The following is a 13785-nucleotide window of genomic DNA, read 5'->3' as shown; positions in this document are numbered from 1 at the left end:
TCAACCCAGCCTTTCCATAAACAGCAATCGATGATTAAGCATATTCATCAGCGCCGATATAAGCAAACAAATAGCCAGATAGGCAATAATCCAGATAAGCACCACTTCAACCGCCTGATTGGTTTGTATCACCACTGTATTGCCGATTCGCATCAGATCGGAATAGCCGATAGCGACAGCCAGCGAAGTATTTTTAGCAATATTCATATATTGCCCGGCCAAAGGCGGCACAATAATGCGCAAAGCCAAAGGGATAATAATTGTGCGCACGGTCGTAATGCCGGTCATACCCAGTGAGGCGGCCGCTTCCTTCAGACCTTTATCCACACCCTCAACCCCGGCGCGCGCAGTTTCGGCAATTAAAGCAGCGCTATAGCAGGACAGCCCCAGAAACAAGGCCGAAAATTCAGGCGGAATGCTGCCGCCGCCCATAATATTAAAACGCCCCTGCTGCGGCATATCCACGCCAAAGCCGCGCCAAAAACAATAAAGCGCAGCAATACAGGCTGCGCCGATTATAATTTTTAGCAAATGGCGCAAAAAAGGCGAAATATTTAACCCTGCCGGACGCAGCGCAAATAGCGCCAATAGCGCAAAAACAAACAGCAGACAGGGCAGAATCAGGCCGTCCCGGCCCCAAAAAGCGCCCTCCCAATGCAAAGCCGGAAAATACAAGCCGCGTTGATTAACATAAATGTGAAAGGGCAAAACAAAACTGTCGCGCACAGGCGGCAAATATTGCTGCATCAGGCCGAAATAGAAAAATAAAATCACCAGCAAAACAGGAATATTGCGGAAAATTTCGACATAAAACAGGCATAATTTCGCCAGAAGCCAGTTTTTGGATAAACGGCCGAAAGCAATGCAAAACCCCAATATTGTGGCAGCGACAATGCACAAAACCGCCATAAAAACCGTATTAACCAAACCGGCTAATAAAGCTGTTTTGTAAGTGGAATTACTGTCATAGGGAATAAGGCTGTCGGGAATGGAAATGCCCGCCCGCATATCCAGAAAGCCGAAGCCTGAGGCAATATGCTGGCGGGTAAGATTTTCTACCGCATTGCTGTAAAAATAATGCAAACCGCAAAGCAGCAGCAATACGCAAAATAATTGGATAAAAAATCGCTTCCAGCAGAAAGCTGATAAAAAACACGCCCACAGACCGGGCTTTTGGCATAATATATGCCCGCCGGCAGCATTAGCCGCGCCGGCTTTTGCACTTGCATTTACAGGAGTTTTTTTGCTCGGCACAATAAAACTTTCTTCGACTGCTTTTTCAAAGATTTATAAAGCCCGGATTACAATTTGCCCTGCCTCTGTTTAGCGAACAGGAATACCATATTGCAACCCGCCTTTTATCCACAAATCATTAATGCCGCGCGCAATTTTCAAGGGCGAGCTACGGCCAATATTGCGCTCAAATATCTCACCATAATTCCCTGTATTTTTAATAATTTTCACTACCCAATCATTATCCAGCCCCAAAATTTTGCCCAGATTTGTGCCTGTTTCTGTCCCCAGCAGCCGCCTTATATCGGGATTGGTCGATTTCAGCATATCATCAATATTATTTTCAGTAATACCATATTCTTCGGCATTGAGGAGCGCATTATGCGTCCAGCGGATAATATTGGCCCAGCCCGTATCATTTTGCCGCACAATCAGGGCAAACGGCTCTTTTGATATGAGCTGCGGCAACACCACATTATCTTCCGGATTAGTGAGCTGCAGCCGCACCGCATAAAGCGAGGACTGATCCGTGCTGTAAACATCGCAGCGTCCGGCATCATAAGCGGCATTAACCTCAGAAAATTTTTCAAACACAACCGGCGTATAATCGAGATTATTGCGGCCGAAATAATCGGCCAGCGTTAATTCTGTCGATGTGCCGGATTGCACACAAATAGAAGCGCCCGATAATTGCGCAATGGAGGTAATGCCGGGCAGACGCCTGGAATTAACCATAAAACCCTGGCCGTCATAATAATTAACACCGACAGCAGTCAAACCCAGACCAATATCGCGCCCCATAGTCCAGCCTGTATTGCGAATCAGCACATCAATATCGCCTGATTGCAGGGCAGTAAACCGCTCCTTGGAACTCAAAGGGATAAATTTTACCTTACTGCCATCGCCAAAAACAGCCGCTGCCACAGCGCGACAATAATCCACATCAAAACCTGTCCACTGCCCTTTTTCATCAGGGATAGAAAAGCCCGTCAAACCGGTGCTGACGCCGCATTGCAGATAGCCGCGTTTTTTTACATTATCCAATGTATCAGCCGCAACAAAGCCGGTAAAAAAACCGTAAGCCGCAATAAAAACGGAAAAAATAATAAAAAACCGTCTCATCAAAATTTATCCCTTTTATAAAGCGTAATCTGCCTGCAAATACCGGCCTGTCGCGCCGTTTTAAAACGCAGTTCAACCCCAAATCTCATTTATCCCGCTTTTGCGACAGCACTCCGCCCTAATCGGGGGAAGATTTGCAGGACGGCGCCGATAAAATAGAGATAAAGGCCGCTGACAATCAAAATAGCGCGCAGAAAATCCGGCGCTTCCATGTGATAATAAAGAATAGTGAGTGTCGCTGTCGTCCCCCATAAAGCAAAGAAAACCGCAGTTACGCGCCGTAATCTTCTTACCCGCACAGGGTGGACAAAATAAACCGGCATAAAGGACAAAACGGCAGACATAAATACAAAGGCAAAAGCCAGCCAGGCCGGCGGGTGAACGGCAAATAAAGTGAAAACCACTATATTCCAGACAACGGGAAAGCCTTTAAAAAAATTCTCTTCCGTCTTCATGCCCGTATCGGCATAATATATGGCGCTGCTTATCACAATCAGCGCGGCCGAAACAAAGGAAAGCCCCTCACCCATCAGGCCGGCCTGATAAAGCGCAAAAGCCGGCAAAATTACATAAGTGACATAATCAATCACATGATCCAGCAATTCTCCCGACCAGTTCGGCAAAACATATTTGACATCAAGGCGGCGGGCTATCGGCCCGTCAATACCGTCAACAAACAGCGCCACACCCAGCCAGGCCCAGGCCGCTGTCCAATGCTTTTCGCTCATGGCAACCAGCGACAAAAAAGCCAGGAAAGACCCGGAAGCAGTCAGCAAATGCGCAGAAAAAGCGCGTATTTTCGGCATAGTCACCTTTTTGGCGCTGCCGGGCGCCGCTTTCGGTGCCTGTTTTTCTTCCCTGTTGCCTGCGTCTGCGCCGGCAATGTTCATATTGGCGGAATTTTTATCCAACTGCCCTGCTCTCTCAAAGCGCCTCAACCCAATAGCCCGGCCTACAGCTGCGACAAAACGAATCAGACCGAGCCGCAAAGCGCATTTTAGGTTTTAAACGACAAAAAAATAGTATAGAAACAGATTATGACTGAAGAATTGACAGAAAAGCAAGTGATTCCTTGCAATATTGCGGTAATCGGCAATGGGCCGGCCGGCATGCTGGCAGCGCTGGCGCTTTCCCGCCGGGTCGATAAAGTGGTGCTTGTCGGCCCTTGCAATCACGGGCAGGAAACGCGCACTACGGCGCTGATGATGCCGGCAATCGCCCTGTTGCGGGATTTGCATTTGTGGGAAGAGCTGCAAGCGCAGGCGGCGCCCTTGCGCATTATGCGTATTATTGACGGCACAAAAAGGCTTATTCGCAGCCCGTGTGTAGAATTTCGCGCCGCAGAAATCGGCGAAAGCGCTTTCGGCTATAATATACCCAATCAGGCACTCAATGCCGCCCTGGCAAAGGCGGTAAAGCAATGTCCCAGAATTCTGCCGGTGGAAGTTCTGGCCGAGCATTATAATCTGCATGAAAATTATGCGGAAACAGTTATTGCCGGCGGGCAGAAAATCAGAGCGCAGCTGATTATAGCCGCCGATGGGCGTAATTCCCAGGCGCGACAAGCGGCGAATATTACCGTTTCGCGCTGGGCCTATCCGCAAACAGCCTTAACTTTGATCTTCCATCATGAATTACCGCATAATGCTGTCTCGACAGAATTTCACACAGAAGAAGGGCCGTTTACGCAAGTGCCGCTTATCGGTAAGCGCTCGGCTCTGATATGGACAGTCCGCCCTGAGCAGGCGCGGTTTTTGCTGTCTTTGGGCAGACAGGCTCTAAGCGATAAAATCGGCAGCAAAATGGGCTTTATACTCGGCAAAACAGAGGTGGAAACCATGCCGGAAGCCTGGCCGATGGGCGGCATGACAGCCAGGCAATTTGCCGCCAGACGGGTAGCGCTGATCGGTGAAACAGCCCATCTCTTCCCCCCTATTGGCGCCCAGGGGCTGAATTTGACTATTCGTGATATTATTGATATTGGCCGGGCTGTGGGTTCAAACACTGCCGATAGCGGCGCCGCCAATGTGCTGGCGGCTTATAACCGCCACAGGCGGCCCGATGTCGCCTTCCGCACGGGTTTTGTCCATGGTTTGAACCGCGCCCTTTTATCTGATTTTCTGCCGGTGCAGCTTGTCCGCAGCAGCGGCCTGGAATTATTGCGCCGGCATGCTTTGCTGCGCAATTTATTTATGCGCGAAGGCATGGCACCAGGTGCAGGGCTGAAAAAGCTGCTGCCGCCCTTTTTACAATAATATAGCAGCAGGCCTGTCACTGCGCGGCATAGCGCCGGCAATATATTTTGTTAAAATTCATGTTTTTACTATTATGGTCTGATGCATAATTCCAAAATCCTGCTGCGACCGGAAACGCAATATTTATAGCGCAGTTTACCGCACACATTGTAAAGCCTGTCACCTCTGCCGTCACATCATGACCCTGTCTCCCGCAAACTGAAAAGCATGATTTAATAAAATAAAAACTGCCGCAAAGGCGGGTTACCGGATTTGGGAAACTGCTGCAAAGATAGCGGAACCATACAAATGTTTTTTGGACGGCGATGCTTCACACGGCCGATTTGCACCAAATTATGCCTCTCCGGCTAAAATATATGTCCTATACTGCCTTGCGCCGCACTATGATTCTTGTCTCTTCCATTTTCAGCAGCTCGCTGATTGTCTCTAAAAAATTTCACACTTCTCTGCAAATCTCTGTATAGCCTCTCTTTGAAACTATCTGTCACATAATATAGCCAAGAGGAGCTGCCGGGTTTAAAAATAAAACAAATCTACCGCCATATGGGACGAAAGCTTCGCGGCCGCGCATCGGCGGAACTGAGCCAGATAGAGCCGGATCTGCCCCATATATAGCAGAACCGGTCTGCCTGCTTCTGCTATTTGTTGCCCGGCTTCCCGTCTCGCGGCAAAGCAGGCCGCGCTCTGTCCCGCTTTATGCTGCTCTCTATTGCCCGGTGCCTTACTTAAACCGGCGACACGCCCGAAAATATCAAATCAAATGCCGCTGGTGGGAAACCGGGCGGCATTATTTTATCGCACAGCCAATAAAACAGAAAAGCAGACAGCTTAAGGCACTGTTTTCGCCTTTTCCTGCGCTGCCTTCATATTATCTTCCAGTTCTTTCTGCCGCAGCTGTAAAGCTTTTTGTACTTTATCCTGATCTTCCTGGAAAGCTTTATCTGTCATACCCGGCCCGGCATAAACCTGGCCAAAACCTTGCAAAGACACGTTAATCGGATTGGGATAACCCTGAACATTAACTGAAGTAACTGTCAGCCTTTTGCCTTTTTTCATGGCAGAGAGCAGAGTCTCGTCAAGAATCATATCGGCAATACAGGCCGGGCCGTTGCAAATCATATAAGGCACTGTCTTCGGCGCAGCGCCATCAATACTCACTTTAATACCTTCAGGGATAACCCGCCCTGTCGGCACCTGAATAGCAAAACGCCTTTGATTTTGTTTGCCCGATACTTCAATAATATTTAATATAGTCAGCGGCTGCCCGGTATCGGACAGCACATTATTCACCGTATTGCAAACATCAATATCCTGCTGTTTATTGCAGACCTTACGCCAGCCTTCCGTCATCTCCTGAGCATGAGCCGCAGGCAGCACAGCCAAAGGCAAAAAAACTGCCGCCAGTATTCCGCCAAAAAATTTTCTTTTCCCTGCAAAAAATCCGTTCTGCGCCATATTCAAGCGATTCCTTTCAATAATTTTGCACCAAATCCCGGCCACAGAGCTGACCCGCCCCCGTTTCTACAGCGTTTTGCCTGTTTGTCCCGGCCTTGTATAAACGCCGCCCGCGTTAATTTCCGCTGCCGGCCTATAGCATTCTTTCCGCACCTGTTCTACGCTATTTTAGCGGAGATTATGGCTATTTATTGCTGTCATCGCCATATTTCCACTTGAAAACAGGCCATATATCGAAAAAAATGGCGGCGCCGCTTTTGCACCGGCCGAATCAGATAAAATATCCAGAGCAGCCAAGGGGCAAAGCACCATGCTTATGCGTTTCAATATATATATTTTGCTTGCCGTTATTGTTACATTTTATGCCAGCGCAAGCTTTGCTGCGCCGGCGGCAGAAACCGGCTTACCATTGCAGACCGGCGGGCTGGCTATGCACGGTACTCCGGCTTTGCCGGCTGATTTTTCTCATTTTCCTTATGCCGACCCCGCTGCCCGGCAGGGCGGCACAGTCACTTACGGCACTGTCGGCACATTTGACGGCCTTAATCCCTTTATAATTCGCGGTTTCCGCACCACAGCGCGCGGTCTGTTTGCCGATACGCAATTTGGCAGCATGGTATTTGAAACCTTGATGCAGCGCTCGCAGGACGAAGCTTTTACCCTTTACCCGCTATTGGCTAAAAGCTACAGCCTGAATAATGCCCGCACTATTATGCGTTTTACCCTCAACCCGGCGGCGCGTTTTGCCGATGGCCGGCCGGTTTCTGCCGATGATATTCTCTTCACCTGTAATTTATTAAAAAATGAAGGCCGGCCGCCCTTTAACAGCTATATGAAACAGATTGCCAGGCTGGAAAAACTCAGCTCCGATACAGTGCAATTCACCTTCAGCCCGCCGATAAATCGCGAATTGCCGCTTATTATTGCATCGATCATGCCGGTTTTGCCGCGCCATGCTTTGACGCGCGCGCGCTTTGCCGAAAATAATCTGACCCCTATTTTGGGCAGCGGCCCTTATCTGATCGATAAAATAGAGGCCGGGCAGAGCATAAATTACAGGCGCAACCCCGATTATTGGGGCAAAGATCTGCCTGTCAATCGTGGTTTTAACAATTTTGACAATGTGCGAATCCGCTATTTCCGCAATGAAAATGCTCTATTTGAAGCCTTTAAAAAAGGCGATATTGATGTTTTTGTTGAAAATAATGCCAATCGCTGGCGCACAGCCTATAACTTCCCCGCGCTGAGCCAGGGCCGCGTCATCAAAGCTGCTTTTGATAAAGGCACGCCGGCGGCTCAGATAGGCTTTGTTTTCAACACCCGCCGCGCTGTTTTTGCCGATAGACGCGTGCGTGCCGCTTTGGCTGCCGTTTTTGATTTTGATTGGATAAACCGCAATTTTTACGACAATATTTATCAAAGAACCATCGGCTTCTGGGACGGGACAATTTTATCGGCAGTCGGGCGCGCGGCCAATGAGCGTGAGCGGCGATTGCTGGCGCCCTGGCCGGCTCTTGTCAGCCCGGCAATCATGGCCGGGCAAGTAATTCCACCGCCCAATGCTGCCGATAATAGCCGCAAACAGGCAGAGAAGGCATGGGATCTGTTGCAGCAAGCCGGCTTTACCCGCAAAGCCAATATAATATTTACCCCTGACGCTCAGCCCTTCCGATTTGAAATTATGTGCCAGACATTGGAAGAAGAAAAGCTGGCTTTAGCCTATCAGCGCTTTTTACGCCGCCTCGGCGTTACCGCGCTGGTGCGCACTGTAGATGACAGCCAATATCAAAATCGCCTGAGCAATTTTGACTATGACATGATTATCGGCAAATTATCAGCATCGCTTTCTCCCGGCAGTGAGCAGATGAATCGCTGGGGTTCGGCCTCACGCCGGATAAAAGGCAGTTTTAATTATGCCGGCGCGGCCGAGCCGGCGCTGGACGCAATTATTGCGGCAATGATAGAGGCGCGCAGTGAAGAAGATTTTATCAGCACGGTTCGCGCACTGGACAGGATTTTAATGGCACAGCATTATTATGTGCCGCTTTACCATTTGCCGCAACAATGGGTGGCCTATAAGGCCGATTTGCACCACCCGGATAAAACGCCGCTTTACGGCTTTCGTCTGCCCGCCTGGTGGCAGCAATAGTGCCGCTCTACCGGTGCCAGGGCGACCAAATGGCGCGCGCACTGGGGCAGACGGCCACACAGGCCTATAGAGATCAGTATAATCGCGACCAGCAGAACAAGCTGGCCGCCAATGCGCAAATGGATAATGCCCGCAACCAGGCGGCGCAAACCAGCCTTGCGCTGGGCTTGGGGCAAATGCGTGCCGGCGGGGGGAGTGATGATTTGGCGCAAACCCAGCTTGATGCCAATGCGCAAAAGTAGACAGAGGAGCAAATGGCACCATGGAAGCAGCTCGGCCTGTTTACCAGCGGCTTGCGGGGCTTGAGCGATGGATACGGCACAAGCACAAGCAGCGGAACAAGCACCGCTAAGGGGGCGCAAAGCCCCGGATTAGGCAGCTAGTTTGGCCTTGTGGGTATGGATCTGGCGGGTCTTGGCGGTTTGGGTGGCGGGGGCGTTTTTGGCAACAATTTATTCCCGCCGGCACCCAAAAAGTTTCAAGGCGGCTTATATTAAAAGCCGCCCGCATTATATACACCAACTGTCCCTGTGTGCCTAATCAACTTAGGCGCGTTCGCTGCTTGCTGGCGGGAGTATAAGCGGCCTCATTCTGCTGACAATGCACTAAACAAGGGCCCCGCCAAAAGCGGGGCTTTTTTCTGTTAATTACCAGCTGACATAGTAAACATAATAGCTTACACACAGATTATGATTAAGTCTTTCAAAAGCAAAATACCGGCAAAGCTTTATGAGACGGAGAAATCTGCAAAGATTGACAAACGCCTTGTTTCAAGAATTTGCATTCGGCTTGACCGCCTTAATGTGGCGGAGAAAGCGGAAGAAATGAATTTGCCGGGATTTGATTTCCGTGCGCTAAACGGGTTTAAGTCAACTCGATATACAGTTCATGTAAATGGGCCGTGGTGCCTTACTTTTGAATTTAGCAGGGGGGACGTTTATCGCGTTGACCTCGAGCAATATCACTAAAAGGAAAAGTCATGACTGATATTATTATGCCTCGCAAAATTGAGCGGTGTCCTGCGCACCCAGGGCGGCTTTTGGCAGAAATAATCCCTGCCACCGGGAAAACAAAGACAGATATAGCTAAAATGCTGGGTATATCCCGCCAATATCTTTATGATATTATCGGCGGCCGTAAGGCAGTTTCGCCGCGTATTGCAGCGCATCTGGGTAAAATGTTTGGTGATGGAGCTGCTGTCTGGCTGCGAATGCAGGCAGCTTATGACGCGTAGAATGCAGAGCAGAATATTGATGTAAGCCAAGTGCCGACTTTGCGGGCGGCGTAAAATTGCAGAAGAAAGGGTTTAAAAAATGGATTATGTTACTATTGGCAAGTGGCTTTTCTTCTTTTTTGTCACTGTGCCGGTTCTGGCTTTAATGCTCTCTTTCTTTGCCATATTGGAGGACAATATAAAAAAGCGCTGGCCCTGGCTTTGAGATAAAACAAGGCAAAAGTATTATCCTGCCCCATATAGTGGATTTGAGGCAGGATATGAGCAGTTTAAGCGACCTTTTCCAGCGCGCCAATAAAGCCTATGCAGATTGGCGCGGCACTGGCTGTTACCCCGCCGCTTGTTCTCTGCTCGCCGGTGCAGTTTTTGCCGGTGCCGTCAGCCCGCCGCCGCCAGCCGCACAAATTTTTCTGCCAGAGCTGCCATACCGCTAATCCGACTTTCCGGCTTTTCCCAATTACGGCTGAAGACCAGGCTTTGATCCGGGCGTATTTTGGCCATAGAGCCTTGCTCGGCTATCATTTTCACCAGGCCAACACCATTGGCAAATTCCCCGTGGCGCAAGGTGACAAGCGCACCCTTCGGCCCTGCCTCCAATTTCTCAATATTGGCCTTGCGGCATAAAATTTTAATATAAACCGTCTTTAACAGATTTTTTACTTCATCAGGCAGCGGCCCAAAACGATCAATCAATTCCGCTGCAAAAGCATCAATCTCTTTTATATCGTCCATAGCGCCAACCCGGCGATAAAGCCCCAGCCGCAACTGCAAATCCGGCACATAGGATTCCGGAATCATCACCGCCAGGCCGGAGGCAATATGCGGCGACCATTGGCTGTCCTCAATGGACGTTCCATCTTTCATCTCCGCCACCGCCTCTTCCAGCATTTGCTGGTAAAGCTCAAAACCGACTTCCTTAATATGGCCGGATTGCTCCTGCCCCAGCAGATTGCCGGCGCCGCGAATATCCATATCATGGCTCGCCAGTTGAAAACCGGCGCCAAGACTATCGAGCGATTGCAAAACTTTCAGCCGCCGCTCAGCCCCGGCAGTCATTTTGCGCCCCGGCGGCAAAGTGAATAAAGCATAAGCGCGCTGGCGCGACCGGCCAACCCGGCCGCGCAACTGATACAGAGCGGAGAGGCCAAACATATCGGCGCGGTGAACAATCAAACTATTGGCAGAAGGAATATCCAGGCCGGATTCAACAATAGAGGTAGAGAGCAAAACATCATATTGACCGTCATAAAAAGCATTCATGATGGAATCCAGCCGCCCGGCCGGCATTTGCCCATGAGCAATAACAAATTTCAGCTCCGGCACATGCTCTTCCAGCAAGGTGCGCACATCTTCCAGATCGGCAATATGCGGGCAGACATAAAAACTCTGACCGCCGCGATAATGCTCGCGCAGCAAAGTCTCGCGGATAGTCAGCCTGTCTATGGGCGAGACAAAACTGCGCACCGCCATGCGATCTACCGGCGGCGTGGCAATCAGCGATAATTCCCGCACTCCGGTCAGCGCCATTTGCAAAGTGCGCGGAATCGGTGTGGCCGACAAAGTCAAAACATGAATATCGCTTTTCAGCTCTTTCAGCCGCTCTTTATGCTGCACGCCGAAATGCTGCTCTTCATCAATAATCAGCAGCCCCAATCGGGCAAAATCCACCTTTTGGCTCAAAAGCGCATGCGTGCCGATAACAATATCCACTGTGCCGTCTTTCAAGCCCTGCTTGACAGCAGCAAGCTCTTTCCTCCCCACCAGGCGCGAGGCCTGAGCAAGCTTGAGCGGCAGGTTTTGAAACCTTTCGCTAAAAGTTTTATAATGCTGGCGCGACAATAATGTTGTCGGCACTACTATTGCTGCCTGCAAACCGTTCATGGCGGCAATAAAAGCAGCGCGCAGAGCTACTTCCGTCTTGCCGAAGCCGACATCGCCGCAAACCAGCCTGTCCATTGGCCGGCCGGAGGCCAGATCTTCCAGCACAGCTTCAATAGCGGCAGCCTGATCTTCGGTTTCATCATAGGGGAAACGGGCGACAAATTCATCATAAAGCCCGGGCGGCACCGGCAATTCCGGCGCGTGGCGCATTTGCCTTTGCGCGGCAATATCAATCAATTTGCCGGCAATAGCCAATAATTGTTTTTTCAGCTTGACCTTGCGCGCTGCCCAGGCAACCCCGCCTAATTTATCCAGTTGCGCCTCATGGCTCTCACCGCCATAGCGCGACAAAAGCTCAATATTGACGACCGGCAAAAACAGCCGGTCATCACCGGCATAACGCAGCTCCAGGCAATCAACCGGCGCGCCGGCGGCAGTAATAGTCTTCAAACCGACAAAACGGCCAATACCATGGTCAATATGCACCACAATATCCCCGGCCGACAATAAACCGGCCTCGCTGATAAAATCGGCATTGCGCTTGCGCCTGGCTGCCCGCTTTACCAAACGATCGCCCAAAATATCCTGCTCGGCCAGGAGGCAGAGAGTCTCACTTTCAAAACCATGCTCCACCTGCAATAAAGCGGCGGCAATCACGCCGCGCGGGGCAGTGCTCAGGCTCTCCAGCCTGTCTGTTTTTTCTATTTTATTAACCCCGTGCTCGGCCAGAATTTGCATGAGCCGATCAAGCGAACCCTCACTCCAGGCACCAAGCAGCAGTTTTTTGCCCGCTTTACGCTGGGCAGCCAGATAATCAGCAACAGCGGCAAACAGGTTTTGCTGTTCATTATTGCGCTCAGGGGCAAAATTGCGCGCATCTCTGCTCCCCGCATGGAGAACCGGAATCAGGCCGCCCTCCGCCAGGCGGAACGGACTCAAATCAATGCGGCGCCCTCCTTGCGCGGCATTTTTCTGCACCAGCCGGGCAAAAGCCTCAGAAGAAAGATAAAGCATTTCCGGCGCTAAAGGGTGATAAGGAGCCAAATCTTCACTCGCCGCCGCTTTGGCTGCGGTTTCTTCCTGCTCGCGCCGGGCTTCATAATAATCAACAATCAGGCGATAACGCTCATCAAGCGCGGCCGGCGCCAAATGATCAAAAATAATCGGCAGCGCTCCGGTATAATCCGGCAAAGTTTCCATTTGCTCATAAAAAAGCGGCAGCCAATGCTCCATACCGGCGAAACGGCGGCCGGCCGATATGGCCTGATAAAGAGCATCATTACCGGTAGCGGCGCCAAAAGCTTTGACATAGCAGCGGCGGAAATGGCTGATTGTCCCGGCATTCAAACTTATTTCCCGCATTGGCTGTAGTAATAAAGCGGCTTTATTGCCGCTGCTGCGCTGGCTGGCCGGGTCAAAACCGCGTATTGTCTCCAATATATCGCCAAAAAAATCCAGCCTTAGCGGCGCTTCCTCCCCTGGGGGGAAAATATCAATAATACTGCCGCGCACGGCATATTCCCCAATATCCCGCACCGTAGATACGCGGTCAAAACCATGGTTTTCCAAATAAGCGAGCAGCGCCTCACGATCGGCTTTTTGCCCCGGCCGGGCAGAAAACAGCTCTTTTTGCATAAGAGCGCGCGGCGGCAGTTTTTGTAATATTGCATTGGCAGAAGTCAGGATAATTCCCGCTCCATTGTTCTGGCGCAAATCGGCTATTTGCGCCAGAGCCGCCAGCCTTTTGGCCGAGACGGCCTGGCCGGGCGATACCCGATCGTAAGGCAGGCAATCCCAGGCAGGAAATTCTATTACCGGCATAAGCGGGCGGATAAATCGCAGCATTTGCGCAATATCGGCCAGGCTTGAACCGTCATGCGCAATATATAAAACCGGCCCGCCGGCCGCGGCTTCATCAGCCAGAGAGGCCAGCACAAAAGGCAGATAGCCGCCGGCCGCTTCATCAATAATAATATGCTTTTCCTGCTGTTTTTTAACACCCAATTCAGCCAGAAGCGCCATAAAACCAAGCCTTATACTAAAAACGCCGCGGCCTGCCCGGCGCGCGCTGCCTGCTTCACCTACTCCGCCCGTTGCCGACAGGCCAGAATATCGTGAAAAAGCTTATGATCAATATTGGCGGGGATTGCAATCTCTCCCATGAAGAAACACAATAAATCACTGTCTTCATAGCTCATAATATGTTCCAGCGCCTGTAACTGCTCCTCATCAAGCGTGTTTATATGCTTGTCGGCATAACAGCCCAGCAGCAGATCCATTTCGCGTATCCCGCGGTGCCAGGCGCGGAAAACAAGCCGCTTGCGCCGCTCAGCCGCGGCCGTATTATCCTGCTGTTTTTTGTCACCCTGCTCTTGCATGGTCTTTTACCTCTTCCCTGTCGGCGCGCGGATATTATCTGCCCCAAAGGTCAGACAGGCCGCGGCCCAAGGCCGGGC

General features: G+C 50.8%; 12 protein-coding genes. 6 read left to right on the top strand and 6 right to left on the bottom strand.

What is annotated here, in order from left to right; all coding sequences use genetic code 11:
• The 3 genes from DPQ22_RS06505 to pcsA form a co-directional block, all read right to left on the bottom strand.
• Positions 1-1083 (bottom strand): amino acid ABC transporter permease, encoded by a 1083-nt coding sequence (locus DPQ22_RS06505; protein ID WP_150214315.1) that lies wholly within the window; start codon positions 1081-1083, stop codon positions 1-3.
• Between the two features lie 240 nt (positions 1084-1323).
• Positions 1324-2355: an amino acid ABC transporter substrate-binding protein gene (locus DPQ22_RS06500; RefSeq protein WP_150214800.1), complete on the bottom strand. Its 1032-nt coding sequence runs from the start codon at positions 2353-2355 to the stop codon at positions 1324-1326.
• An 89-nt stretch (positions 2356-2444) separates the two neighbouring features.
• Entirely contained in the window at positions 2445-3161 is a 717-nt protein-coding gene (pcsA, locus tag DPQ22_RS06495) for a phosphatidylcholine synthase (RefSeq protein ID WP_246681536.1), read from the bottom strand.
• 231 nt (positions 3162-3392) lie between these two features.
• Here pcsA and DPQ22_RS06490 point away from each other — a divergent pair, with 231 nt between their 5' ends.
• A complete protein-coding gene (locus tag DPQ22_RS06490) occupies positions 3393-4610 on the top strand; it encodes a UbiH/UbiF family hydroxylase (RefSeq protein WP_150214313.1) in 1218 nt (405 codons plus the stop codon).
• A gap of 828 nt (positions 4611-5438) precedes the next feature.
• On the opposite strand, the gene DPQ22_RS06485 is transcribed toward DPQ22_RS06490, so the two are convergent.
• Positions 5439-6065, bottom strand: coding sequence for an invasion associated locus B family protein (locus DPQ22_RS06485; protein WP_150214311.1), 627 nt, complete (start codon positions 6063-6065; stop codon positions 5439-5441).
• Positions 6066-6375: 310 nt separating this feature from the next.
• Here DPQ22_RS06485 and DPQ22_RS06480 point away from each other — a divergent pair, with 310 nt between their 5' ends.
• The 5 genes from DPQ22_RS06480 to DPQ22_RS09285 all read left to right on the top strand — a co-directional run bounded on the left by DPQ22_RS06480 (position 6376) and on the right by DPQ22_RS09285 (position 9653).
• Positions 6376-8214, top strand: a complete 1839-nt coding sequence (locus DPQ22_RS06480; protein WP_425305155.1) for an extracellular solute-binding protein — start codon at positions 6376-6378, stop codon at positions 8212-8214.
• A gap of 29 nt (positions 8215-8243) precedes the next feature.
• Positions 8244-8456: a hypothetical protein gene (locus DPQ22_RS06475; protein ID WP_150214309.1), complete on the top strand. Its 213-nt coding sequence runs from the start codon at positions 8244-8246 to the stop codon at positions 8454-8456.
• A 447-nt stretch (positions 8457-8903) separates the two neighbouring features.
• A complete protein-coding gene (locus tag DPQ22_RS06470) occupies positions 8904-9182 on the top strand; it encodes a type II toxin-antitoxin system RelE/ParE family toxin (protein ID WP_150214306.1) in 279 nt (92 codons plus the stop codon).
• A gap of 11 nt (positions 9183-9193) precedes the next feature.
• The gene (locus DPQ22_RS06465) at positions 9194-9448 is read left to right on the top strand and encodes a HigA family addiction module antitoxin (protein ID WP_150214304.1); all 255 of its coding nucleotides are present in this window, start codon (positions 9194-9196) and stop codon (positions 9446-9448) included.
• Between the two features lie 79 nt (positions 9449-9527).
• Positions 9528-9653 (top strand): hypothetical protein, encoded by a 126-nt coding sequence (locus tag DPQ22_RS09285; RefSeq protein ID WP_256371583.1) that lies wholly within the window; start codon positions 9528-9530, stop codon positions 9651-9653.
• A 173-nt stretch (positions 9654-9826) separates the two neighbouring features.
• On the opposite strand, the gene mfd is transcribed toward DPQ22_RS09285, so the two are convergent.
• Together mfd and DPQ22_RS06455 are read right to left on the bottom strand one after the other, a co-directional pair.
• Complete coding sequence (mfd, locus tag DPQ22_RS06460; protein WP_150214302.1) at positions 9827-13351, bottom strand: transcription-repair coupling factor; 3525 nt, start codon at positions 13349-13351, stop codon at positions 9827-9829.
• 59 nt (positions 13352-13410) lie between these two features.
• Positions 13411-13707 (bottom strand): succinate dehydrogenase assembly factor 2, encoded by a 297-nt coding sequence (locus DPQ22_RS06455; RefSeq protein ID WP_150214299.1) that lies wholly within the window; start codon positions 13705-13707, stop codon positions 13411-13413.
• Positions 13708-13785 lie beyond the last annotated feature (78 nt).

This window comes from Candidatus Tokpelaia sp., assembly GCF_008636115.1.
GTDB lineage: Bacteria > Pseudomonadota > Alphaproteobacteria > Rhizobiales > Rhizobiaceae > QLZD01.
This window is presented reverse-complemented; position numbering and strand designations above follow the sequence as displayed.